This is a genomic window from Rhodohalobacter sp. SW132 (assembly GCF_003390325.1).
Taxonomy (GTDB): Bacteria; Bacteroidota; Rhodothermia; order Balneolales; family Balneolaceae; genus SW132.
Genome location: NZ_QUOK01000010.1, coordinates 75922 through 102208, shown reverse-complemented (window position 1 = coordinate 102208; position 26287 = coordinate 75922). Strand labels below are relative to the sequence as shown.

Sequence of the window (26287 nt, the reverse complement as noted above, 5' to 3'; positions counted from 1 at the left end):
AAGAACTCCATTGATGGCCTGAGACAAAATTATTTAAACACCGGAAAGGGATGCACTGCTCACTGCATTACTCCCTCCCCGCTTCACTCTATCACATCACCCAATTCCCTGTTCAAAACCGAAACAGCCGCTCCTTCACACTGATGCTCGATTTTTTCCCAGCCTTATAAAATTCAACCGGCAGACGGTGCGGTTTATCCCACACCAAACTCATTCGGGCCAGTTCGAAAAGGTGAGTATAGTAAAAGAACTGCCCTTCAATATCACCACGCATAACTATTGAAATAGATTGAATCGAGCGTTTGATTGCCGGATGGTATCCGCGTAGATCGGGGAATATCTTCGTTCCGGTAGCGGTTATTCAGCATCACCCGAAATTGGTACTCAAGTGTATTCCCTGACAGACTCCCCGGAAAGGTTACAGAAACCTTAAACAGATTCGGGTTATTTTCATCAGGCTTCATTTGTTGGGGCTGAATCGCTGAAAGCGGGCTCCGGTTACCGATCAGCTCAACGCGATCCCTGTTTTCATCAAATTCACTGCCGTCAAGCAGGTGAGTGATATCTACCTGGAAAGTGATCTCAGACTGGGCATATAAACTGCCAAATCCCTGAATCATAAGCCCAGTTACACAAATTAAAATCATTTTTTTCATCTTGCTTTCTCCTCTTTAGATGTTTCAGTTATTACGGTTTCCATTCCCGTTGCCATTGTTTCCATTATTCCCATTGTTGCCATTTCCATTATTGCCACTGTTCCCCTGGTTATTTCCATTCCCGTTTCCGTTTCCTGGTGTTGCGGTTAGATTTGGCGCTGTATTTGTAAGCCAGTGTACAATGGAGAAAAAACTTTCTCTTGGAAAACTTGGCGGGTTCATGTTCAGCAACCTTTCATCATATTCGTACTGTTTGTTGAATCCGGACTGAATGGATCCGCCGCTGAAGGTTCCCATAGGACCCCGCTGCTGCTGGACAATTCCGCCCAAAAGATTCAGATCTCCGCGTCCGCCGCCTGTGTTATAATCTTCGGCACTGAATGATTTATCAAGCGCCATGATCGATGCCTGGATGGTCAGGTTTGAATTTCCTTCGTGACGATGCGCATTTTTATCGATCATCACTTCTTTTTCACTTACAATGCCGAGCAGATCACTTGAATCGGAAAACTCAGCCGGATCTTTTTTGTAACGGATATCTCCCGTAATGGTGATATTCTCCGAAGAATGAACGGTATACTGACCGGAGATGGTACCGTGCATAGAGATATTTTCAGACGATGAAATCACTCCGTTGTACATCGACAGATCCACAGTATATTCGCTGGCATTACTCCACCAGTTCCCGGTTTTTTCCCGAACAAACAGAGAACCGTCATCCAGAAACTCAAGACGTACTTCATTGTCAAATGAGAGGCCGTTGGATGAGGCATCATTTTTTAACACATCAAGCGAAAAAAGTGTGGGCGGATCCCTGTGGTCGGCGCTAAAATCTTCACCCCCGTAGAAATTAGGATCGTTTTCCATTGCGTCATATCCGTGCCACATCTCGGGACTGGTGACCATTCCGTAGAATGTTGGATCACCGGCAATATTAAATCGGCCGTTGGAGTGAACAGGGCCGGAAAGCTCATCAGACCAGATGAAATAGATGTTACTGGGTTCATAATCTGTGAAATAGGAATACTTTGAAAAGGAATCTTTTCGCAGATACAATTCTGATGTAGCGATTTGATTTTCGTACTCAGCCACTCCATGAACCAGGAGCGTATATTCATCCCAAACAGGAATATTATTTGGAGGTATGTCCGGTGAATGCTGGCCATGAACTGTGATATTTACCGAGGCTTCAAGAAAATTATCGTCAGCCAAACCTGCCGACCAGCTTTGATCGTGAATAATCTCGCGAAGTGCATAATCCATTGCGCTGTTCAGCGCATTCGTGGCATGAAGCTCTTCCTGGTAGTGCATCGCCCGCTCCGGTAACAGTGTATTCCGGTTATTGATACCACTTTGAACAATGCCTACAACAATAAACATGCCGCTGACGAGAATAAGTAATCCTCTTCCCATAATGGAGTGGTTTGTGTGAAGATTTTAGTTTTTTATATCATAAGATTATCAGGAAGGAACAGTTTTTTCCATCCGGTTCGGGCGTACCGGGGGGACCCATCTGTGTGTGATCCAACCGGCTCAGCAGATTCCACAATAACTTCGATCAAAATACTTCTTACCTGCTCTTTTGATGTTGCCTCGACCAGACCATCCTCATCGCTAAACGCTGTGACCTGAAATCGAACTGCCGGATACCTGGACATTGTGCTGCCCGGCTTGTCATCCATCGGGCCGTTTCTCTGCAATACTCTGTCGTTGGGATTACTGGTTTCATTATATGGAGCATTCAGTAATTGCCAGCTAAAGACCCGATTTTGGCCTCTGAACGTTGACCTGAAACGAAGATGATTTTCACTAAAATTCAGGATTTCACTATTCGTACCAAAGGCCAGGAATTGCATATCGTGCATCACCAGTCTGCGAATTTCATCCACCTGTGTGCCGGCAGTCATCTCTACAGTTTGCTTGTATGAATCCTGCATCACTGTATTGTTCAGCGTCAGTATGGAAATAAGAAGAAGTCCGCCAACGATATAACTGATTGTAATTCCAATATTCATACCTAGTTCTCCATCCTATTTGACAAATGATTTAGTGAATAATAGCTGCACCGGGTTTCCGCCCTCTCCTCCGATTCCAAAATCACTCGACACATCGATCCGTAATTCTATCGAACGAATGTCGTCGTTTTCAATAGAAGCGGTTGTTTCAAAAAGATCAACCGTAAATGGAATTGATCCTGCCTGATCCGAATCGGCCCTGTACTCAATCACTTTAGGAAATTCATTGAGTTTTTGATTCAAGGCACTTTCTGAACGAATCCACCGAATCTCATCAATCGTCTCCTGGGCTACTGAAAGCGCGTAGTAATCGGTCTGATGTCCAACTCTGTTCATCTCGTTCATCAGGATGGTCCGGTTAACAGACATCGTGAGAAAAGAAAACATGATGATGGCACCCATCAGAAATATGATATCAGAATAATCTGACATGACATGGAATCAATATTAAGGATTTGAACAGCCATTACATGTACAAGAGGAGTTTAGGTACATTTTGTTACGTGTTTCCAAGGATTCTAATCTTAGGAACACTATCCATTGGGCCTGAGGTGTGATAAACCTGTTTAAGAGATGCTGCATCTCCCGACAGGATCCCGTTGGAAAAATGAGTCACGATGTGTTATTAAGTCTCATAATTCTACCAGCATCATCGCCAACTCTGATCCGCGATCTCCCATCTGCAAAACAAATATCGATTTTCTGATGGCGGAATTTTGAGTACGCACAAGTATTGGAGATATCGTATCGGAGTGAGGTATGACGTATAAACAAACTTTATTCCATTCATCCTAACGGGATAACAGCGACCTATGATTACAGAAATGCTTTTCTGACAGAACAATCTCAGTTTTGCGAACCCTGCAGCAATAATTTGTATTTTATACATCAGAAGGAGAAAATTCTTTTAACTCGTTGAAGCATAAAAAGTAAAATCAGTGACTCATGTCAGATAAAGAAGAAAACCTGTTCGCCGAATTTGAACCCACATCAACGGAGAAATGGGAAGAGGTACTCACAAAAGATCTCAAAGGAGCAGATTACAAAGAGAAACTCAAATGGCAGTCGATCGAAGGAATTGAAGCACTGCCTTTTTATCGTAAAGAGGATCTGGAAAAACTCCCCCACCTTAAAAACGGTGTGGAGATCAAAACCCCGGCCAAGTGGCAGTTCTGTGAGGTTATAGACAAACCGGATCCGGCTGAAGCAAACAGATTGGCCAAAAAAGCGATCAACTCCGGAGCCGATTCCCTCTGGTTCACTATTACAATTTCACCCGATGAAGGCGTTCTTGGAGGAGATATTGCCGGAACCCACCTACAAAATCTTGAGGATCTAAAGATACTTTTGGATGACATTGATCTCGAAAAAACCGATGTGGTTTTTGATTCCGGTGCGGGTTCTGTTGGGATACTTGGGTTGATGAAGGCTTTTATGCAGCACTCCGAGGGGACATCCCCCCAGTTTTCCTTCCTTTTTGATCCGTTTACGTATATGGCATATCACGGGCGGTTGCCGGTTGAGGAGAGCAGGTTGAACTCGATCATCGGGCAGATGGCGGACGAGTCCGGATTTAAGACGCTGGCGGCTGATGGTGCCTTCTATCATAACTGCGGAGCAACTATCATCCAGGAACTTGGTATTGTGCTGTCGATTGGAAGTGAGTTCCTGGCCCGGATACCTGAGAATAAGCGGGAACAGGCCGCAAAACAGTTCTGGATGCATCTGTCGGCCGGATCCCTCTACTTTCCCGAGATTGCGAAGTTCAGGGCCGTGCGGTTGCTCTGGAATCGCGTACTGGATGGCTATGAGATTGAAAATCGTGAGCCGCTGATGATTCATGCTTCCACATCGAAGTGGAACAAGGCGATTGCCGATCCGCACAACAACATGCTGCGAGCCACAACGGAAGCCACAGCGGCAGCTGTAGGCGGGGCGAAACGGATTACCGTTCACCCATACAACACCCACTTTGAGCAGACCGATGACTTTTCCCACCGGATCGCCCGAAATGTGAGCCATATCCTGGATGAAGAAGTGCACCTTTCAGCTGTCGAAAATCCATCTGATGGCTCCTATTACATCGAAGTGCTGACCGATGAAATCGCCAAAAAAGCCTGGAAGTTTTTCCAACTCATTGAAAAGCAGGGCGGATATCAGAAAGCGGTGGAAGCAAAAATTATTCAGGGCGAAGTTGGCAGATCCAGAAAATCAAAAGAGGAAGCCCTGGCAACCCGCAAGCTGGTCCTGACCGGGGTGAATAACTATGCCGATACTGAACAGGATCTTCCCGATGAACTATTTCGAAGTACACCTGTGGATTCACTTCATCAATCTTTAAAAAACCCGGAGATCAATTCTGAAAGGCTGGTTGAATCACTCAGCAGTGCATACAGTGAAGGAGCCACTATTGGTGATGTTGTGGATTCATTTCTAAATCCCCAAAAACAGCTCTACCCGGCACTGAAACCCTATCGGGCAGCCGTGCCATTTGAGGAATTGCGACTGCGTACCCAAAAAATTAGGAAAGAGCGCGGTAGAGAGATCACAGTCCGGCTCATACCCATTGGCAACAAAAAAATTCGAAAAGCACGCGCCTCCTTTTCCCAGAACTATCTCGAATGCGCCGGCTTCCGGGTGAAAAGTCACACCGGGTTTGATTCCGTGGATGAAGCGGCCGGCGAGTTAAACCCAAATAGTTCAGACATGTTTGTACTCTGTAGCTCCGATGATGAGTATTCTGAACTCGTCCCTGATTTTTGTGCTGCATTCGGCGGAGAAGCAACACTTATCCTGGCCGGCTATCCAAAAGATAATGTTGATCAGTTCCGGGAGACCGGTATTGATTTCTTTATATACTCGGGGAGTAATATGCTTAATACGTTGAAGGAGATTCAGATAAGTCTCCCCTCAAGGGGAGATGAGTAAGATCCGCTCGGTCGGAGCTTACTCTGAGGGGTGTTACGGAACTCCGTTTCGACATCTTATTTTTTATACAGGCTTTAGTCGGAATTACAAAACACCCCTCACAAACCAAATAACTCAAATTGTAAAATGAAGTCTCATGTTTAACCGTTTATTATTATCATAATGTAATTAAACTAAAAATTTATGCTATGAAAAAAATAACTCTCGATGTACCGGACGATAAAGTAGATTTCGTGATTGAATTGATCAATCAGCTCGGACTAACATCATCTGAGGAACCCGATATTCCCGAAGAGCATAAAGAGATCGTCAGAGAGCGAATAAGATCGGCAAATCAGGATGATTTAGTCTCTTGGGAGGAAGCCAGAAAACAACTCATGTTTAAGTCTGAAAGTTGATGACTTTTTCTATTCTTTTAGACAGGAGAGCTATTGATGATATTCAAGAGGCTATAGACTATTATGAAGAAAATGAGCCCGGTTTGGGTTCGAAATTCGAAGATGATTTAAATAATAGATTGGTGACATTGAGTGAAAATCCATTCTTTCAAATACGTTATGATAATGTTCGATGCCTCCCTTTGAAGATTTATCCTTATATGATTCACTATTCAGTGAACGAGAAACAAAAGACTATAATCGTGCGATCTGTATTAAACACCTTTAAAGATCCAAAGAATTGGGGGAAATTATAATCGCTCAACCTGATCATCTGAACAAACAGATTAGTATCCCCTCCCCGGGACGCAAGTGCAGGGGAGATCGTCTGAGCATAAAGCGAAACACGTGAGGGGTGTACACGAAGTTTAGCCAGTGATTCCTTATCTTCGATTATCGCATCTTTCAAAACCTGAGGACACCCCTCGCATTCTGTTCTGAACGAACAGAAAGATCTCCCCTCAAGGGGAGATCTTTTTAGTCCATCATTCAACTTTTTCCAAAGAAATGAACCGACCCGATTTCTCCAAATTAGATTATGTGTCAGAAGCAACTCATGATGGACACCCTTCACGTCCAACCGGTAAAAACCGGAAGGTAGATCAATCCTGGCAAACCCCGGAATCGATCCCGGTAAAAAAGCGCTTTGCAAAGAGTGATATCGAAAATCTTCATCATCTCGATTTTGCTGCGGGAATTCCGCCATATCTTCGGGGTCCTTACTCCTCCATGTACGCAGTGAGACCGTGGACGATTCGACAATATTCCGGGTTTTCTACAGCTGAGGAATCAAATGCTTTTTATCGCCGAAATCTTGCCGCTGGCCAGAAAGGATTGTCCATTGCGTTCGACCTGGCCACCCACCGCGGCTACGATTCTGATCATCCGCGCGTGACCGGTGATGTGGGAAAAGCCGGCGTTGCAATCGATTCAATTCTCGATATGAAGGTGCTGTTTGATCAGATCCCGCTGGACGAAATGTCGGTTTCGATGACGATGAACGGGGCCGTCATTCCGGTGATGGCATTCTACATTGTGGCGGCTGAAGAGCAGGGTGTCCCGCCGGAGAAACTGTCCGGAACCATTCAGAACGACATTCTGAAAGAATTCATGGTTCGCAATACCTATATCTATCCGCCAAAACCATCCATGCGAATTATTGGGGATATTTTTGCCTTCACATCCGAAAAGATGCCGAAGTTTAACTCCATCAGCGTGAGCGGCTATCACATGCACGAAGCGGGTGCCACAGCAGACATTGAGCTGGCCTACACGCTGGCCGATGCTGTAGAATATGTGCGAACCGGCATCAAAACCGGTCTTGATGTGGACCAGTTTACCCCGCGCATCTCTTTTTTCTGGGGCATCGGGATGAATCACTTTATGGAGATTGCAAAAATGCGCGCCGGACGGATGCTCTGGGCCAAGCTGATGAAACAGTTCGATCCCAAAAACCCGAAGTCCCTCTCGCTGCGGACCCACAGTCAAACTTCAGGCTACAGCCTCACCGAGCAGGATCCCTACAACAACGTTGCACGGACTACCATCGAGGCGCTTGCGGCCACGCTGGGGCACACGCAGTCGCTCCACACTAACGCCCTGGATGAAGCGATCGCGCTTCCGTCGGATTTCTCTGCACGAATTGCGCGTAACACCCAGATTTTTCTGCAGGAAGAAACAGGCATCACAAAGGCGGTAGATCCGTGGGCCGGTTCATACTATGTAGAATATTTAACAGACCAGATCGCCCGAAAAGCATGGGAGCGTATTGAGGAAGTGGAAGAACTGGGCGGTATGGCCAAAGCGATCGAAAGTGGCGTGCCGAAAATGCGGATTGAAGAAGCCGCCGCCCGCAAGCAGGCGCGGATCGATAACAAAAAAGAGGTGATTGTCGGAATAAACAAATACCGGTTGGAAAAAGAAGATCCGATCGATATTCTTGAAGTGGACAACGAGCGGGTCCGGCAATCGCAGATTGAGCGTCTTGAAAAGCTAAAAGCAGAACGCGATGATACAGCAGTGAAAGAGTCGCTGAAGATGATCACTGAGGCGGCTGAATCTGGTGACGGAAACCTGCTTGAACTGGCTATTAACGCTGCCCGAAACCGCGCCACACTCGGTGAAATTTCCGACGCGATGGAAGAGGTGTTCGGGCGTTATACCGCAACCATAAAATCGATATCCGGTGTGTATTCATCTGAAATGGACAGTGACGAATCTTTTAAGAAAGCACAGGAACTGGCGGACCAATTTGCCGAACAGGAAGGCCGCCGTCCCCGAATCATGGTCGCCAAAATGGGTCAGGACGGCCACGACCGCGGCGCCAAAGTGATCTCCACCAGCTTCGCCGATCTCGGCTTTGATGTCGATATCGGCCCGCTCTTTCAAACCCCGGAGGAAGCCGCAAAGCAGGCGGTAGAAAACGACGTTCACATCCTGGGCGTATCCAGCCTGGCTGCGGGTCACAAAACCCTCGTCCCCCAGGTACTTGATGAACTCAAAAATCTGGGCCGTGAAGATATCATGGTAATTGTGGGCGGTGTGATTCCCAACCAGGATTATAAGTACCTATACGACAAAGGCGTTGCCGCTGTCTTTGGGCCGGGAACGGTTATTTCGGATGCGGCACAGAAGATATTGGGGATATTGATCGGGGAAGCTAACCACAACGCGCACTAAGGGTGACACGAAGCATGAACACACCCCTCGATTGCTTCGCCGCGCTTTGCGCACTCAGCTTCACATTTCCCCTCTCAAGAGGGGATTTGAAGCCGTCACTTCTGACATTCATTTTGACAAGAGCTATACTATCCCCTCTTGAGAGGGGACAGAATGATCTCGTTCAGAGATCCTTCAGGGGTGTGTTCGCTGTTGATGAAAATTTTGGGACCAATAGATGACCAAACCAAGCAACAAATCACTTTCTATCAATAAAGGATCGGAGGTTTCCGATTCGGTGAATCCCAATTTCAGGGCGAAACGGACGCCGCTGAAATCGAGGGAGGAGTATGTGGAGGGAATTAAAGACGGAAACCGGACAATTTTGTCGCAGGCAATTACGCTGATTGAGAGCTCCAACTCGGGATACCGGAAACTGGGTCAGGAGGTTTTAGAAGAGGTGATGCCGCTAACGGGCAATTCGGTGCGAATTGGTATTACGGGAGTTCCCGGCGTTGGAAAAAGCACCTTCATTGAAGCGATTGGTAACCGGTTTCTGGAGAAAGGTGAAAAGCTTGCCGTTCTGGCGATTGACCCAACCAGCACGCGGACTAAAGGCAGCATTCTGGGCGACAAAACACGCATGGCAACGCTATCTACAAACGAAAATGCCTATATACGTCCGTCGCCTACTTCCGGAACACTGGGCGGTGTGGCCCGCACATCCCGCGAGACGATGCTGCTTTGCGAAGCGGCCGGGTATACTACGATTTTCATTGAGACCGTAGGTGTGGGACAGTCTGAAACCACCGTACACAACATGGTGGATATGTTCCTGCTGCTGATGCTGGCCGGTGCCGGAGATGAGCTGCAGGGAATCAAGCGAGGCATTATGGAGATGGCTGATTTGATCGCCATCAACAAGGCTGAAGAAGACAATAAGAAAGCTTCGGAGCGGGCCAGGCAAGAGTACAAAAACGCGCTTAGCCTTTTTCCTCCGGCCCCATCAAAATGGAAAACACCGGTGGTTACCTGCTCAGCACTGGAAGGAACCGGTATTGAGGGAGTGGAGGAACAGATCCAATCTTACATCAGTCACGTAAAGGAAAACAGTTATTTTCAAAAGCGGCGAAAAGATCAATCCGCCTATTGGATACACGAAACGATACGACAGAAGCTGACATCAGAGTTTTACAATAATCCCGCCATCAAAGAAAAGCTTGCGGAGATAGAGGAGAAGGTGAATGCGGGAGAGATCAGTTCGTTTGCGGCGGCGGAATTACTTTTGAAAGTCAAAAAAAAGAATAACAGGCAGAGATAAAGTCTAATACCTACTTCATCTCCAAATCTGCCTTGTCGGAGCTGAATCCTACATCTTCAGCATCGGCAATACCCAGTGCTTTTTCCATTTCGGAACGGAGTTTTTGAATAGAAAGCCCGCTGGTGAGATCTCCGTTTCGGGCGACTGAGATTCGCCCGGTCTCTTCGGAAACCACAATTACAAAAACGTTATTGGTTTCACTTACACCCACTGCCGCCCGATGCCGGGTTCCGAAAACGGAGGAGATATTTGGATTTTGGGAGATCGGCAGATAGCAGCTTGCCGCCACAATCCGGTTATTTCTTATCACCACGGCACCATCGTGAAGGGGAGTGTCTCTCTGAAAAATTGTCTCCAGCAGTTCCGATTTTACGGTAGAATCCAACTTAACTCCAAAATCCACAAGATCCTGGAGCGATGAACGTCGTGCGAAAACAATCAGCGCACCGGTTTTGGAGTGCGACATACTGCGAACCGCGTCAATTACTTCGTCAATAGTGGTTTCTGATCCGGATCTCCCAACAAACCGATCGAACGTGGTATTTTGCCCCAGGCTATAGAGAAGCTTACGAATTTCGGGCTGGAAAATAATGAACACCGCCAGCACACCTACATCAAGAATACTTCGGAGAATGAAGTTTAGCGTAGTAAAGCCGAGCAGGCTCACAACCAGGTTTACTAAAATGATGAACAGCAGTCCGACAGCTGCCTGAATTGCAAACGTTCCGCGGATCCACCGGTAGAGATAATACAAAACGGTAGCGATAACCAGTGTTTCCAGCAGGTCGCGCAAACCGAATTCTAAAAAACCAATGGGGATTGACATTCGCTCTGTTTAAATTGAAACCGACTGAACGGCATTAAATATTTTGACGGAATCGGCGGCTTCCTGAACATCATGAACCCGGATGATCGATGCCCCGTTAATCAGACAGTGATAATGCAGGGCAATAGTGCCTGCAAGTCTTCCATCTGTACCCCGGCCGTCCAGAATCTCTCCAATTGAAGATTTTCTTGAAGCGCCAATCATCACTGGTGTATTAAGATCAAGAAAACGGGGCAGCCTGTCTACGAGTTCAAGGTTATGCCGCAATGTTTTTCCAAATCCGATTCCCGGATCTATTATAACGGATTCAACTCCTTTTTCCTTAAGGAATTGAAGTTTTTTCTGAAGAAATTGATAAATCTCTTCGACCACATCGGAATAGGATGGTTTTTGCTGCATCGTTTTGGGATTTCCCTGGGAATGCATACAGATATACGCCGTTTCTGTTCCCGAGCACAGTTCTGCGAAACGGGGCTCTTTTTCCAAACCGCTGACATCATTCAGAATATGTGCACCGGCTTCAATCGCCCGGGCGGCAACTTCGTACTTGGTAGTATCAATTGAGATAAGAAGTTCGGGAAAAACATCCGCTATTTTTGAAATAACAGGAATCGTGCGATCGAGCTCAGTTTCAATGGAAACCGGTTCTGATCCCGGACGGGTTGATTCCCCGCCGATATCCACGATGGTGGCTCCTGCATCTGCCATCTCCCCTACCCTCTGAAGTGCAGTTTTGATATTGGTATATTTTCCGCCGTCTGAAAAAGAATCCGGTGTAGTGTTGAGAATTCCCATCACTACCGGGGTGTCCAGCACAAGATCCCTGCCTCTGCATCTGATCGATTTTTTTGGTGACGACAGGGATTCTCGGTTTTCAGGCATATACGTTCTGAAAGAAAATTAATCCCACTCTTCGATCAACAGATCCAGTTTGTCGGTTTTTTCAGCCCAATCGTCGGCATCCGGCAGAGCATCCTGGGTTTCATTAATAATTTTATCTTCCCAGTTTTCTGCCAGCCGCTCATTTAACTCGATATAATGCTCCCACTCCTCAGGAACTTCATCATCCGGGAAGATCGCTTCCACAGGACATTCAGAAACGCAGGCATCACAATCGATACACTCAAGGGGATCAATCGTTAAAAAGTTGGGGCCTTCACGAAAAGCGTCCACCGGGCAGACAGCCGCACAGTTTGTATATTTACAATTTACACAGGGTTCAGTTACTACGTACGCCATGAAAAAATTCAGTTAAAAAGTTAAACGGTAAAAAACCAAGTTCTTATTGTATTTGAAAATCTATTAAGATGCAATTTAAAAACAAATAACCCACCAACAGATCAGAGATAATGGATCATAGATGAAAGTGAGATCGATCCTTAAATTTGTTTGGACAGTATTGAGAATTATCTACCTATGCTTATTTAGCAGAGCTTTTCTTAAACCAAACAACATCTTTATGCATTCTGTATACCTGCCATCAATCTCAACAAATTCATCGTGGCTTATGTACCCCTTTTCACAAGCTGCACCAAGATGATGCTGCGTCTCTTGTGATTCACCAATGGAACGGTTTAAACCTTCCAAATAGATGTTTGTATGTTGATTGTTATATCCCTCAGCAATGTTTGCGGGTACAGAATTTGAAGATCGCCTGATCTGCGAACCTAATTCATACATTTCAAACTTCGGAAATGTCATAGACAGTTCATGAATCTCTATATGAAGCTTGAATGATTTTTTATAAACATTAAGATCTCTAAAAGTCTTCATTTCATTAACCGTTTATTTATCAATCATCATTTATCTATTATCTAAAATCTATCATCTAATATCTGAATAACCTCCTCCAAATCCCCGTCATTCTCCGCAGGCTCCATATTCAGCAGGTGCGCCATCAGTTCGTAGAGGTGAACGGATTGAAAGGGCGCGATGGTTTCACCGGTTTTGATATCCGGGCCCGATGCGTAGAATATTGTAGCCATCTCGGGAGCCTGGTGATCATAACCATGTGTGCCGGCAACAATACCGCGGTTTTCGTAAAATGAGCGTGACGTGATGGTGTAGGATACATCCGCAATCATAATAATCTCCGGAATACGGTAGTGATTGCTGAAGTGATATTCACGAGGCAGTTCCTCTTTTTTGTAGACGCGATAGTTCTCTTCGTTCTCTTTTAGGGTTTGATAGATCTCATCCTTTTTCCCATCATCGGGCTGAAGCATCGCTACCGGGGTCCAGTCAATGACCCGAATGTCGTTCATATCAATCATTTCATCCAGGAAGATGATTTTATCATCCGACAGCTCCGCCATCCCGTGATCGGAAGTGATAAGAATGTTGATATGATCCGTAAGTCCGGCCTCCTCAATTTTTTCCACCAGGTAACCCAGCAGCCTGTCGGCTTCCACAACGGCCTCGTCGACTTCGGGAGAGTTGGGGCCGTACGAATGTCCGCGGCTATCCACATCACTAAAATAGAGCGTTGCAAAATCGGCATTCACTTCGCCAGCGGGATCGAGCCAGGTCATCACTGTATCGATGCGTGCAATGTTTTCTACAGAACCGTCATAATCTTTCCAGCGAGTGGGCTGAATTCCGTGAATAGATGCTTCCGATCCGGGCCAGAACATGGTAGCAGACGTTTTTCCCTGCAGCTCAACAGTTGTCCAAATCGGCTCACCGCCCCACCACCGCTCATCGTTCGGGCTATCTTCAGGCGGACCATAACTAAACCGGCCGCCAAGGCTGTCATCCGGAAAACTGTTGGAGATGATTCCGTGATTTTCCACATACAAGCCGGTGGCAACAGAGTAGTGATTCGGGAATGTTTTGGTTGGGAACACGGGAATCATATGTTCAGCCATCACCCCGCCGGAAATAAAGCGATCGAAATTCGGAGTTTCGTTTCGGTCCAGATATTCATTCATAAAACCATCGAAAGAGATCAAAAGGACTTTATTGGTTTGAGTACCGTCGCTATTAGCTGGTTTTGCCTGTCGGTCACAGCTGGTAAAGGCGAGGATTAAAAAAACAGAAAATGGTATCAGATAGGGTAAATATTTTTTCATAAAAATCTCAGAATTGCTGGTGTACGTGTCATAGTTTTCATATCGGATAAGAAGATAGGGATTAATTCCTTGTCTGTTTTCTCACATTACTGCGTCTGTAGTTTTGGCAATTAACATGATAACCCAATCAACCACATCAGAAATCTGGTTCCTGTAAATGTTCATCTAATATGACTGCTCATCAGGTTGTTTATTGGAAAATCTCCACATAGCTGCTATACAATGCCTCGAGCATAAAAAAACGGCCGATTCTCACCGGCCGCTCTGTACAGTTCTATTTAATTTATTTCTGATTTATGAGTCGATCAAAACGAATACCTTAACCCAAGCTGTGCTCTCCAGCGGGAGTTGGTATTTGAAAGAGTAAACTGATCAATATTATTCGGTACACGATCAGGATCGAAACTTATGATTGGCTGCAGCTCAACGGATCCGTCGGCCTGTTCGGTGGCGTCAAATCCTTCAAATGTGATTTCAGTCACTACACCGTTTGATGCAAACCGTTCCACACCCCAGGTATCCTGGCCGATCATTCGTCCTATCAGGTTTCCAAAGTTCAGAATATCGAGCGAGAGCTCCAGTGATTGCCCGCCAAAGGTCTGAATATTCTGCGTAATCCTGAAATCAATCAGGTTTACCCAAGGCTGGTTGCCCTCTCCTCTCGGAACAATTTGCCCCCGGTTTTCCCGAAGGGCATCATTATTCTCAATGAAGTTATCGAGCTCTTCCCAGGTGGTGTTTCGAAGAATAACATCGTTTTCGTTCGCCGGAACGTACACAAGGTCATTAGACCCGCGATAATCGCCGTTTATACTTTGGTTCGGCTGGGTAAAGTAGGCGTACGTCAACGGGTTCCCCTGTCTTCCTTCATAAATCAGAGAGAACGTTGTGGCATATCTTCCACCATACGTCATCTGGTACGATGCAGATGCAAGAAACCTGTGTGGTGTGATATGTATGGAACGTGCTGCCGGAGCATTGTTCGGATCTCCCGGTACTTCGTTAAACTGCCAGTTGGAAATGGCACGGCTTGATGTTCCGTCATTTACTGATTTACCGTCAGCGTACGTGTACGAGACATCCGCAAACCATCCGTCGGAAAACTCTTTCCGGAGCTGTGTTGTAAGGCTCCACTGGTATCCCAAATCTGTATTGGTGAGCAGAAGAACATCCGTGAAGTTATCACTCACTCTGCGCTGCGAATAGACGGGGTTCCCCTCATCATTAAATGAAACATCACCAAAATAGGGTCGTCCGTCCGTTACCGTTACATTTTGATTTGCTCCGGGCAGATTAAGATTCTGATAGGTTACATCCTGAAGGTTGTTGCTGTAGAGAAATTCAACAGTACCCACAAGATTCCATGGCAGACGCTGTTCAACGGCAAGGTTGCCGCGGAAAATCTGGTTAATTTTAAAGTCAGGATCCGTGATGTTTACCTCAGTGGTTTCGATCGGTTCCAGGCCGCTTCCGTCACCGGGACGTGGCTGGTTGTTCACATCAGCGGAAAAGAATCCGGAATCAAAATCATCCCGAACATCCAACCTTGCGAGATCTACACCCGTATTACTGTACTGATTGGAGAGCCACACGCCGGGTTCACCGCCTGAGAAAAGGCCGGCTCCGCCACGAACCTGTGTACTGCCGTCATTCCAGTTAAACCCGAACCGCGGATTGAACTGCAGAGTCGGATCAGGCACATTACCGGTGTCAAACCCTGAAAAATCCTGTGCAAATGTTTGGTTACTCGGTGGATCCTCTGGAAATACTGTGAGATCAGCACGAACTCCGAGAGTCAGTGTTAGCTGATTATTTACCGCCCATTCATCCTGCGCGTAAAGTGCAAAGGTGTTGTATCCCCAATCTGCATCGGGCTGAGTACCAAATTGATTCTCATCCGTTGAATAGCTGTATTGATAGCGAGTCGGGGCTCCTCTGGCAAAACGGTCAATTCCGCTCTCAATTAGATTGCCATCGTTATCAAATTGATTCTGGAACTCATAGGTACCCAGTGCATCCTGGATAAACAGGTTTCTGAATTGATTCAGGTAGTTGTTGGTGCCAAATGTAAGCGTGTGTGAACCTACGAAATAGGTCACATTTGCAGTCAGTTCCAGGTAGTCCTGATCAAGCTCATTGGCGTGCCTGAATCGTTCAACTCCAAAGTCGACGTTACCGCCGGTTGGGGTTTGGACGCGGACACTTGGAAACGGGTTATCACCAAAATCGGCTTCCTGGCGTAGTCTCGTGTAGGCTACTTTTGCTTCTGATGTGATATTATCACTCCAGGAACTGTTCAGCTGTACGGAGAAGTTGCTCTGATTTCCGCGCTGCCTGTACTGGCGATTGCCAAGTGAGTAAGCAAAATTACCACGGCTAATTCCTCTGTCATCGTACCCGTTTACCAGATTCTGCTGATACGTCAGACGGTGATCATTGGATATATTCCAATCGAGTTTTGCAAAAATCTTCCAGTCGTCTGTTCGCTCACTCAGATCTCCAAAACCGCCAGGATTGTAGCTATATTGATTCTGGGTGATATCGGTGATCTGCTGCAGTTCTGATTCATTACCGTTGAAGTTAGCCTCATTCAACGTAAAGAGCGGAGAATTTTCACGCTTCACTTCAGCATTTACAAAAAAGAAAAGCTCATTTTCTATGATGGGCCCGCCAAGACGCGCACCTACCTGGTATTCAGAAAATTCATCAATCGGGTTGGATTCCCCTGCCAGCTGCTCACTGATAAAGTTTTGATTTCTTCCATATGCATACACAGAACCTGAAAATGTATTTGTTCCTGAACGTGTAACAGCGTTCACTGCGCCGCCGGTAAAGTTCCCCTGGGTTACATCAAAAGGCGAAATCTCAACCTGGAACTCCTGGATGGCATCAATTGAGATCGGGTTCCCAATTGTAGGAATCGCATCTGAACCCAGGCCAAACCGGTCATCAAATGTCACACCGTCAATTTGAATGGCGTTTCTTCTGCCGCTGCGGCCTGCAATATTGCTGCCGCTTACCTGCGGACTCAGCCGCGTATAATCCTGAATGCTCCGGTTGATGGAGGGAAGCACATCAAGCTGATCACGGCTCACGCGTGAACGGGCACCGCTCCTGTCACCACTGATTACAGCATCCCTCTGGGCGGTAACGGAGACCTCCCCGAGATCAAGTGTTTCATCAACCAGCGTAAAGTCGATCCTGTAATCCTGTGAAAGTTCGAGGTTAATATCTTCCTGCTCTGCAGATCGGAACCCGATAAATGTTACGCGAATGGTGTATGGACCCCCAATTCGAACATTCCGGATATTAAACCGGCCATCGGATCGTGTAGTTGTTCCATACTCTGTTCCCGAAGGTTCATGAACAGCAATTACAGTTGCTCCGGGGAGTGATTCACCGTCTGAATCTGTGACGGTACCGTTTATATTTGCCCCCGTGACGCTCTGCGCCGACACGAGCATCGGTAGAAATAGGATAGGTGTTAAAAACAGAAGCCACTTTTTAATCATAATAAGAAGGAGGATTGGATTGATAATTTAGTTGAATGAATGTTTTATTGCTGAAACATACGAAACAGATGTTAACTCAGGATTATATTCCTGAATTATTTCTAAGCCTCGAGTTCTGATGCATCCACCGAAAACCGCTCCAAAAAAATTATTCAATATTCTCTCGATTTTTAAAAAGCATACAAAAATGAACTTAAACATGTATCCATCAAATAACGTTTTATTTGATAAATCACGACTATGAAGGAGCTCGTATTTTTTTTAGTGATACATGTTTATGTAATTAAATCTGCCCTAAACTATCACGGTTTTTTATTCTTTTCCAATTTATTATCCACCTAAAAAAGTGATACGGAAAAAGGATGATAATAATTTCCCTCTAACCGATGAAGGCACAACCCGCTGCACCTTTTCAACACACAACTAATCAATTTGAATTATGACTTTACCATGAGCAGGATGCTTGAAAGATGAACCCGTCAGATGAGCCAAAGGGGTTTTGAAAAGATATTTACATATTATCCTGACGACAGAATGAAATAGAACGGAAGTATCTGTCCACAACGCATGGATCACATTCCGACACTCAAGGGGGAGCATAAACCTCCGCATATTCAACGTGTGTAACTCGAACTCAATTCAGGAGCTCTCCTTAACCAAACCACCTGACCCGGATTACGACCGCTCCAGCATCCTGTTCAGTGCAAGAACAGCGTATTTTCGCACCTCTTCTTCAACTTTGATATGATTGACAACCTCGCCGCTCTCCAGCATTTCAAGCGACCAGAGCAGGTGCGGCAGGTCGATCCGGTTCATGGTCAGGCACGGACACAAGAATGGATTGAGCGACACGATCTCTTTATCGGGATTTTCTTTGATCAGCCGGTTCACCAGGTTCATCTCCGTTCCAATGGCCCATTTACTTCCGGCCGGTGCCTTTTCGATCGTATTGATAATAAACGATGTGGACCCGTCGAGATCAGAAGCCTGAACCACATCATACGTACACTCAGGATGTACCAGGATCTGCATCTCTGGATCTTTTTTTCGCAGGTTTTCAATATGTTTGATATTGAATTTCTCGTGGACCGAGCAGTGGCCTTTCCATAAAATCACTTTCACGTTTTGCAAATCCTCGCCCTCATACTCAAACCGTCGGCCAATAGGGTCCCATACCGCCATTTCATCCAGCGATATTCCAAGATCAAACGCCGTATTTCTGCCAAGGTGCTGATCAGGCAGAAACAGAATCCGATCCTTTTGAGTAAACGCCCACTCCAGCATCTTTTTTGCATTGGATGAGGTTACGGTAGCGCCGCCATGCTTTCCTACAAATGATTTTATCGCCGCGGTAGAATTTACATAGGTCAGTGGCAGGATGGTGTCTCCAAACCGGCCCTGCATCTCAGCCCACCCTTTTTCGGTCTGATCCAGGTCTGCCATATCCGCCATCGAGCAGCCGGCACGCATATCGGGTAAAATCACTTTTTGATGATCCTCCGTGAGCATGTCAGCCGTTTCCGCCATAAAATGAACACCGCAAAACACGATAAACCGCGCGGCTTCCATCTCCGTACAGATCTGCGCAAGTTTCAGAGAATCGCCCCGTGCGTCGGCAAACTCAATCACCTCATCCTTCTGGTAATGGTGACCCGGCATAAACAGCTGATCGCCGAATGTAGCTTTAATCTCCCGTATACGCTGCTTCATCTCCTCTTCAGTGAGGACGCTATAGCGTTCAGGCAGTGTGAATGTTTGCTCTTTTTCTAAGAAGTCAAGTGCTTCCATGTTGGTTTGGTGGAGTTAATGGATAATAATCTTTAGTGAATTGTAAACTCATTATTGACGATAATTCCCCCTTAGAATAGGGGGACTGAGGGGGATGTACACGCGGTAATGCTAACCAGTGCGAAGAACACCCCTCTGTGTCTCCCCTTGTTAGGGGAGAATAGCTCATTTACATATTTCACATTTGTACATACAAACTTTTCATCACTACACATTTTTTATCGCGCCGGTCAGCACAAAACTGATATCGAGCGCGGTGACCGAATGAGTAACACAACCCATGGAGATATAGTGCGCGCCGCAATCCTTAAATTCCCCGACGGTTTCCGGGGTCATTCCACCACTCAGTTCCACGATGATATTATCGGGTATCATTGCACAAAGTTGAGCGGCACTTTCCGGTGTCTGATTATCCAGCATAATGATATCAGCCCCGGCTTTTATCGCCTCTTTTACCTGATCCTCCGTTTCGCACTCCACTTCAATCTTAACCATCAGTCCATTTTGACCTCGCGCGGTCTCCATTGCTTTTGTGATTGATCCGGCAGCGGCGATATGATTGTCTTTAATCATCACACCGTCATCCAGGCGCATCCGGTGATTGTATCCGCCCCCGCAACGTACAGCATATTTTTGAAGAGCACGTAAACCCGGCAATGTTTTTCGGGTATCACAAATACGGGTTGAAGTATCTCCCATCTCCTTTACGGCTTTGAACGTTTTAGTAGCGATGCCGCTCAGGTGCTGCAAAATATTCAGGATTACCCGCTCACTGGTCAGCAGCGCCCGGACCGGCCCATCTACCCTCGCGATGCATTCTCCCGCTTCAACATAATCACCATCAGATACCAGGTGCTGCACTTCTACAGTTTCATCCAGAATTTGGTAGCCTATCAAAATCGAATCGATACCTGAAATGATGCCGTCTGATTTTGCGATAAATTCACCTTTGATAAGCTTATCAGGCAGAATAGCGCTGCTGATATCTCCAAAGCCTAAATCTTCCTCAAAACCGGTTTTCAGGAGGTTTTGCAGCGTTAACCGGGGAAACTGAAGATCTGTATGTGATGTGTTCTTCAAGGCAGTAATGCCGGACTAGTTGTAAAATGATAGTTACGCTAAAGTTACGTAAATTTTAACAGAGTTAAACACTGCTGAATCGTTAATCTGATACCGCCACCGCCAGTTTTCAATCTCTTAGATTTGAATGAATGATTTATCTTGATTACGCTGCCACCACACCGATGAGCCAAACCGCCCTGAACGCTTACCAGCAGGCTGCCACACGTTTTTTCGGGAATTCCAACAGCCTTCATGATGCGGGATCTAATGCTTCTGGTGCGCTGGAGAGCTCCCGCAAACTTTTCGGCAATTTGCTTGGCGTTCCCCATCACGGAATCCACTTTACCGGAAGCGGGAGTGAAGCGGCGTTTCTTGCAATTTACGGCCTTACAATGGCGGCAAAAAAAAGCTTCTCATCAACTGTAACTCCCCATATTATCACCTCCATGGCTGAACACAGCTGTGTGCGAAACAGTTTTTCCTGGCTTGCGAAACATCATGGAGTTGAAGTGAGCTTTATTTCAAGTCTTGAAAATGGAACGATCAACCTGGATGAACTAAAAGACGAACTTCGCCCGGATACAGCCCTGATTTCCATTCAGCATGTAAATTCTGAAACGGGCGCCATCAACCCGCTGCAGGAGATCGGCGATCTGCTGAGTAATCATCCCGCATCGTTCCACAGTGACTGCGTTCAAAGTTTCTGCAAACTGGAGCTGAAACCCGCTGATTGGGGGCTCGACAGTATCACAATCTCCGGCCATAAAGTTCACGGGCCGAAAGGCATCGGGGCCGCTTACATCAATCCAAAGGCGCAGTGGGAACCATTCATCCCGGAAACGAACCAGGAACACGGATTTCGTCACGGTACGGCAGATGTCCCCGCAGTTGTTGCGTTTGCCGCCGCCGCCCGTGAACAGCTTGAGAAGAGAGAATCTGATTATCACCACGTACACCAACTGAAAGAGCGTTTTACCGATATTCTGAATGAAACCTGCGGTGATTCCATCATGATCGAAGGTGATCCGGACAACTGTTCTCCTTACATCACAGGCATTCGCTTAAAAGGAATGGAAGGGCAGTTTGCAATGCTTCAGTGCAGCCAGAAGGGAGTTGGCATATCCACCGGCAGTGCGTGTCAGGTGAACGAACAAAAACCATCCGCCACTATGGTAGCGATGGGCCGCGATGATGAAGATGCAAAACAGTTTATCCGATTCTCATTTGATGCCTCCACCACTCTGCAGGAGATCGAAAAGGGAGCCGATGTACTGGCTAACGTACTGAAATCGCACCTGGAGCATGTGAAGTTGTAGGCGGGCCCACCCCTGAAGCGCCTCTCCTCCGCCGGAGGAGACAGACTCCAAAGCGATTGCCACAGGCAAAACAGCGACGAGTCAGAGGTGGGTCGGCCAGCTTAGAACATGCTTCGAACCCTCAAACACGATCCCGGCACCCATCAAACACACTCCTGAAAACTCGCTAAAGGCTTCGTTTTCCTGACCCCTCTCGAGAGGTTGTGAGAATTTACAATCTCATTCGTTGGCATTGTTTACTTTTTAAGGTGTCAAAACTTGTATTGAAGCTCCCCTCCATATCAAGTCCCGTCAGGGCGCGATAGGAGCCTGTCCGACTCCCGGCGGAAGGGGCCGGGGGTGGGTCAGAAAGTCTGGTAGCTGTGAGAATGGCAGAAATCTTAATTTATTTAAGTGCATTTTCTTTGGAAAACAATTTTCTCACAGCCTCTCCTCCGGGGAGGAGACAGCGACAATCGCGTCCAGCGATTTCGCAGAGGTGGGTCCGCGTAGTTATAATCCATCTTGACGTATAAAGCCTCTCCCCGACCTATCACGTGCCTTTTGCAACCCTCCAAGGGTTCCAAACCCTTGGAGGGTTAGGCCAAATCGATATTATAAAACGTGCCCCGGTTTTCTTTCTGCTCCTTCGACTGGCGGATGATCAGCCAGGATACGTTGATCATATTTCGGAGTTCGCCGAGCTGCGGAGAAAGGGTTGTGGTTTTATAGAGCTGCTCGGTCTCTTCGTGAATCACTCTCAGGCGCTTTTCGGCACGGCGCAGACGTTCATCAGACCGCACAATCCCAATATAATTGTTCATCAGACGCTTCACTTCCTTCCGGTTGTGATTAATCAGCACCCACTCTTTTGGTTCGGTTGTTCCCTCTGTCTTCCAGTCAGGAATGGCATCTCTGACCTCAAGTTCGCCAGACTTTTTCTGAAGATCTCGAAAACATCGATCGGCAAATACCAGGGCTTCCAGGAGTGAATTTGAAGCGAGGCGGTTTGCCCCGTGAAGACCGGTTTGTGCTACTTCGCCGCAGCAATAGAGACGATCAATAGAACTTCTCCCCCACTCATCCGCTTTCACGCCTCCGCACATATAGTGCGCCGCCGGGGCTACCGGGATCATATCTCTGGCTACATCAATACCGTACTCCAGGCAAGTTTCATAGATGGTAGGAAAGTGAGTTTTAAACGCCTCGATATCCAGATCGCGGCAATCGAGGTACACGTGCTCTTTTCCGCGGGCTTTCATCTCGGTATCGATCGCACGCGCTACGATATCGCGGGAGGCGAGGGATCCCCGCTCATCATATTTTTTCATGAACGGTTTTTCGTCTGCTGTTTTTAAAATAGCTCCAAACCCCCGAACAGCCTCGGAAATCAAAAAAGCCCGCGCACCCTTACTGCCGTACAGTGCTGTAGGGTGAAACTGTATAAACTGCATCTGCTGGACTTCCGCTTTGGCGCGATAGGCCATCGCCACGCCGTCGCCGGTGGCAACAGGCGGGTTTGTTGTCAGATCATACACCTGTCCTGCCCCGCCGGATGCCAGCACAGTTGCCCCGGCCGAAACTTTTTCCACCCGGTTGCTTTTCAAATCCATGATGTACGCACCAAAACAGCGGGTATCTTTCCGGCTGCGCGTAACTTTTTCACCAAAATGGTGCTGGGTGATCAGGTCAACGGCAAAATGGTGTTCAAGAATCTGAACATTATCCAGCGACCGGATTTTTTTTACCAGCGAACTCTGAATTTCGTAACCGGTCATATCCTGGTGGTGTAAAATCCGTTTAGCCGAGTGGGCACCTTCCACACCAAGCCGATACTCTCCATCAGGGTTTTTATCAAACTGAACACCCATATCCACAATTTCCCGAAGACGATCGGGGCCCTCTTCCACCACGATTTTTACAATCTCTTCATCACACAGACCATCGCCTGCAACCAGGGTATCCTGTGTATGTTTTTCAAAATCGTCGTTCAGAAAGTCGGTAACTACTGCAATACCGCCCTGGGCATACCGGGTGTTGCTTTCGATCAGCGAATCTTTTGTTACGATCGTCAGGGATTGTTCGGGAAAAGCGAGTGCTGCTTTTACAGCAAAACTAAGACCGGCGATACCGGAACCGATGACAAGAAAATCAGTTTTCAGCAAAATGGTTTTTTATGGTGATGATGCCGCCACGCGGTTTATTTAAGAGATTTCAACACCTGAAGATAGGATTTCGTTTTGAGAATCTGACAAAGAATTATCAGGCTACTGTGCGGTCGTACCATCAAGCCATGGGTTAGGAGAATTCAAACAAAGCAATCTCGTTTCTCAGAACCAGTAATGAAGGGGAATAAAAATGGATTCGCAATCTCTGGGAAGAAACTGCGAACCCGCATAATACTGAAAGAATGTAATTTTACTCAAAATCGATATTCAGCCGGTACCGTGCAATTCGGTTATTCCCTGTATCCGCAACATATACGATTCGCTGAAAATAGGCCACTCCGCCCGGGTTGTTAAATTCACGCGGGCCATTGCCGGTTCCTCCAAAGGATACGTTCACAGCTTTTTCAAGATCCGACCCAGCCGGCGGATTAATCCCCTCAATTCCGTTCGACTGAAACTGGTACAGACTATCCGTTTCAGCATCCACTACAAAAATGTGGGAACGGGCGTCGGCTGAGTAGGCGACTCCGCTCGGACTTTTGAATTTATTTTGATCGTACAGAAACGAATCTGCCCGGGTCGTATCCCGCACCTGGAGTGATGAGTTCTGGCGATATTCAATTCCATCAGGTGTGTTTACAGCGTTAATCCAAAGTGTACGAAACGGAATATTTCGGTCCGGATTTCCCTGGGTGATGATAAACCCGCGATCGTCCGGCGGGTTATCTCTTTGCGGCGGGCCGATGAATGTAGTGATATCCGAAATATCGATACCGCTGAAAAAGTTTGCCGGTTCGTTGGGCCTCAGGTTAATTCGGCCTACATTTCTCATTCTGCCGGTACGCTCGCCGGCTTCTGTCTCGTGATTAAATATCAACACCGTATTATCGGGAAACGGAGTTGTTGATGAGTTCGACGGGCCGCGCCGCGTAATATAAATTTCGTTGTTACTCATCACCGCAACGCTTGTAATTTCGACAAGTTCATCGTTGTTCTGGCTGTTCCGGTTCAGCCTGAATCGTTCGAGAGTTGTATTTGAACGGCTGCTGTCGAACCTTCGGAACGGGTGCTTCAGCACATCCACGGTTTCTACCGGATCGTTTGTATTCAGGTTCTGCAGTTTATACACAGCGGGCAGATCCCAGGTTATATCGGGGTCGACAGCTGTAATGACGGTATCATACCGGGCAGCAACATAAACGTTCAGCAGCCGATCCTGCGTTACTGATACAGCTCCTCTGAGAGGATAGGTATCGTATAGTCTGCCGGCCCTGTCCAGAACGTGAACGCCTTCGCTGTCCGTTACATAAATCAATTCATCATATCCGACGAAAACATCAGTTGGCTGATTAAAATCATCCCAAAAAGGAACCAGTGCGGCATATCCGATCTCTTCTACAATCACATTTGGATCCTGCCGCCCCTGCTCAAAAATTTCATCGGTAATACTGTCCCCTTTTGAACCTAATAGGTCACAGCCGGTTACGATAAGAACAGTTGCCAGTATAGGTAATGCGAATTTTTTATACATACTTCCGGGTACTAAATATTAAATTTCAGTGCAAAACGGTGAAGGCTGCCAAGTCTGTCACGAGTGCTGAAGCCATAGTCTACGGCAAAATCGCGATTTAAAAGCGGTACTTTAATACCGATACCGCCACTGGGGTAGAGCGCCTCTTCCACGCCAAACTCATATCCCGCTCTCACAAAAAATTTGTCGATAAAACCCAATTCCGAACCCAGGCTGAAGCGCTCGGCGTTATCTGAAGGATTGGTCACCTGACCGGTAACCAGCACGTTAAAGTTTTCTGACTCATAAGCATCGTAAGCCGCGCCGATCATAAACATGGTGGGAGGTGAGATATCTTCAAAATTCGTTTCTGTTACCGGCCCATCCAGTGTCGGCCGGGTGGTTTCACCTGTTGGTGATGCATCAAACCCAAAATTGTTAAAGCCGATTGCAAAACGGAGGCCGGTTTCGGCTACCTGGTAGAAGAAGCCAATATCCACAACGAAGGTTTGCGTCTGTATCTCTTCAATTCGCTCATCCAGGTATTTAACGGAAGCTCCGTAGCTGAAATAATTGGTAAGTCTCTGTGAGAACGTAAGAGCGCCCGCCATGTGAATGGTCCGAAATGTCCGTCCGGTTCCGAAGGGATTAAATTCCGTTGTTTCATCCATCTCTCCGGAGTCGAGAAACATTAGTGATCCGCCGATCGCCACAGAATTAAATTTGTGCACATAACTGGCGTAGTTCAGCGATATATCTGCAAAATATTCGGTGTGACTCAGGTAGAACTGGCTGTTCTCCATACGTGATGCAAGCGCCGGGTTCAGGTACAGTGACGATGCATCTTCTGCATCAGCCACATTTGATGATCCCATAGCGGAAGAGCGGGCATCGACGTTAATTTTCAGAAACTGAAACCCTGATGTGCCCGAACGCGAATCACCCAAAGTGGGCAATATACTTTGGGCACCTGCAAATTCAGCTCCGAAAAAGAGAGCCACCAACGCAAATGGGACAATTTTTTTAAACATCACATGTAC

Annotated in this window: 22 protein-coding genes; 6 read left to right on the top strand and 16 right to left on the bottom strand. The window is 46.8% G+C overall.

Going from position 1 to position 26287, the window contains the following annotated elements:
- Nucleotides 1-112: 112 nt before the first annotated feature.
- From DYD21_RS21145 to DYD21_RS16705, 5 genes are read right to left on the bottom strand one after another with little or no spacing between them, the layout of a single operon-like run.
- Entirely contained in the window at nt 113-274 is a 162-nt protein-coding gene (locus DYD21_RS21145) for a hypothetical protein (RefSeq protein WP_158607337.1), read from the bottom strand.
- Nucleotides 264-656 carry a hypothetical protein gene (locus DYD21_RS16720; RefSeq protein WP_116038150.1) on the bottom strand — a complete coding sequence of 131 codons (393 nt, stop codon included), beginning with the start codon at nt 654-656 and terminating at the stop codon, nt 264-266. The genes DYD21_RS21145 and DYD21_RS16720 overlap by 11 nt, the downstream gene beginning before the upstream one ends.
- Nucleotides 657-680: 24 nt before the next feature.
- Nucleotides 681-2069, bottom strand: coding sequence for a hypothetical protein (locus DYD21_RS16715; RefSeq protein ID WP_116038149.1), 1389 nt, complete (start codon nt 2067-2069; stop codon nt 681-683).
- A gap of 32 nt (nt 2070-2101) precedes the next feature.
- Nucleotides 2102-2671: a hypothetical protein gene (locus DYD21_RS16710; RefSeq protein WP_116038148.1), complete on the bottom strand. Its 570-nt coding sequence runs from the start codon at nt 2669-2671 to the stop codon at nt 2102-2104.
- Nucleotides 2672-2686: 15 nt separating this feature from the next.
- Nucleotides 2687-3103, bottom strand: coding sequence for a hypothetical protein (locus DYD21_RS16705; protein ID WP_116038147.1), 417 nt, complete (start codon nt 3101-3103; stop codon nt 2687-2689).
- A 513-nt stretch (nt 3104-3616) separates the two neighbouring features.
- Between DYD21_RS16705 and DYD21_RS16700 the strand changes: the two genes are divergently transcribed.
- From DYD21_RS16700 to meaB, 5 genes are all read left to right on the top strand, one after another.
- A complete protein-coding gene (locus DYD21_RS16700) occupies nt 3617-5599 on the top strand; it encodes a methylmalonyl-CoA mutase family protein (protein ID WP_116038146.1) in 1983 nt (660 codons plus the stop codon).
- Nucleotides 5600-5787: 188 nt separating this feature from the next.
- Nucleotides 5788-5997, top strand: a complete 210-nt coding sequence (locus tag DYD21_RS16695) for a hypothetical protein (protein WP_116038145.1) — start codon at nt 5788-5790, stop codon at nt 5995-5997.
- Nucleotides 5997-6293: a type II toxin-antitoxin system RelE/ParE family toxin gene (locus DYD21_RS21545; protein WP_116038144.1), complete on the top strand. Its 297-nt coding sequence runs from the start codon at nt 5997-5999 to the stop codon at nt 6291-6293. The genes DYD21_RS16695 and DYD21_RS21545 overlap by 1 nt, the downstream gene beginning before the upstream one ends.
- Before the next feature lie 250 nt (nt 6294-6543).
- Entirely contained in the window at nt 6544-8715 is a 2172-nt protein-coding gene (scpA, locus tag DYD21_RS16685; RefSeq protein WP_116038143.1) for a methylmalonyl-CoA mutase, read from the top strand.
- 217 nt (nt 8716-8932) lie between these two features.
- Nucleotides 8933-10015 carry a methylmalonyl Co-A mutase-associated GTPase MeaB gene (gene meaB / locus DYD21_RS16680; protein WP_116038142.1) on the top strand — a complete coding sequence of 361 codons (1083 nt, stop codon included), beginning with the start codon at nt 8933-8935 and terminating at the stop codon, nt 10013-10015.
- Nucleotides 10016-10025: 10 nt separating this feature from the next.
- Here meaB and cdaA read toward each other — a convergent pair whose 3' ends face one another.
- From cdaA to nadC, 8 genes are all read right to left on the bottom strand, one after another.
- Nucleotides 10026-10841: a diadenylate cyclase CdaA gene (gene cdaA, locus DYD21_RS16675; RefSeq protein ID WP_116038141.1), complete on the bottom strand. Its 816-nt coding sequence runs from the start codon at nt 10839-10841 to the stop codon at nt 10026-10028.
- Nucleotides 10842-10850: 9 nt separating this feature from the next.
- Nucleotides 10851-11723, bottom strand: coding sequence for a dihydropteroate synthase (folP, locus tag DYD21_RS16670; RefSeq protein ID WP_233505573.1), 873 nt, complete (start codon nt 11721-11723; stop codon nt 10851-10853).
- A gap of 18 nt (nt 11724-11741) precedes the next feature.
- The gene (gene fdxA, locus DYD21_RS16665) at nt 11742-12080 is read right to left on the bottom strand and encodes a ferredoxin FdxA (protein ID WP_116038140.1); all 339 of its coding nucleotides are present in this window, start codon (nt 12078-12080) and stop codon (nt 11742-11744) included.
- A 171-nt stretch (nt 12081-12251) separates the two neighbouring features.
- Nucleotides 12252-12614 carry a four helix bundle protein gene (locus DYD21_RS16660; protein WP_116038139.1) on the bottom strand — a complete coding sequence of 121 codons (363 nt, stop codon included), beginning with the start codon at nt 12612-12614 and terminating at the stop codon, nt 12252-12254.
- Nucleotides 12615-12655: 41 nt separating this feature from the next.
- Nucleotides 12656-13912: an ectonucleotide pyrophosphatase/phosphodiesterase gene (locus DYD21_RS16655; protein WP_116038138.1), complete on the bottom strand. Its 1257-nt coding sequence runs from the start codon at nt 13910-13912 to the stop codon at nt 12656-12658.
- Between the two features lie 305 nt (nt 13913-14217).
- On the bottom strand, nt 14218-17424 hold the full coding sequence (locus DYD21_RS16650; protein ID WP_116038137.1) for a carboxypeptidase regulatory-like domain-containing protein: 3207 nt from the start codon (nt 17422-17424) through the stop codon (nt 14218-14220).
- Between the two features lie 675 nt (nt 17425-18099).
- A complete protein-coding gene (gene nadA / locus DYD21_RS16645; RefSeq protein WP_116038136.1) occupies nt 18100-19212 on the bottom strand; it encodes a quinolinate synthase NadA in 1113 nt (370 codons plus the stop codon).
- Nucleotides 19213-19419: 207 nt separating this feature from the next.
- The gene (nadC, locus tag DYD21_RS16640) at nt 19420-20292 is read right to left on the bottom strand and encodes a carboxylating nicotinate-nucleotide diphosphorylase (RefSeq protein ID WP_116038135.1); all 873 of its coding nucleotides are present in this window, start codon (nt 20290-20292) and stop codon (nt 19420-19422) included.
- 131 nt (nt 20293-20423) lie between these two features.
- Between nadC and DYD21_RS16635 the strand changes: the two genes are divergently transcribed.
- Nucleotides 20424-21590 (top strand): IscS subfamily cysteine desulfurase, encoded by a 1167-nt coding sequence (locus DYD21_RS16635; protein ID WP_116038134.1) that lies wholly within the window; start codon nt 20424-20426, stop codon nt 21588-21590.
- Between the two features lie 578 nt (nt 21591-22168).
- On the opposite strand, the gene nadB is transcribed toward DYD21_RS16635, so the two are convergent.
- The 3 genes from nadB to DYD21_RS16620 form a co-directional block, all read right to left on the bottom strand.
- A complete protein-coding gene (gene nadB / locus DYD21_RS16630) occupies nt 22169-23734 on the bottom strand; it encodes an L-aspartate oxidase (protein WP_116038133.1) in 1566 nt (521 codons plus the stop codon).
- Nucleotides 23735-23987: 253 nt separating this feature from the next.
- On the bottom strand, nt 23988-25268 hold the full coding sequence (locus DYD21_RS16625) for a hypothetical protein (protein WP_116038132.1): 1281 nt from the start codon (nt 25266-25268) through the stop codon (nt 23988-23990).
- Between the two features lie 11 nt (nt 25269-25279).
- A complete protein-coding gene (locus DYD21_RS16620; protein ID WP_158607336.1) occupies nt 25280-26278 on the bottom strand; it encodes a PorV/PorQ family protein in 999 nt (332 codons plus the stop codon).
- Nucleotides 26279-26287: the final 9 nt, after the last annotated feature.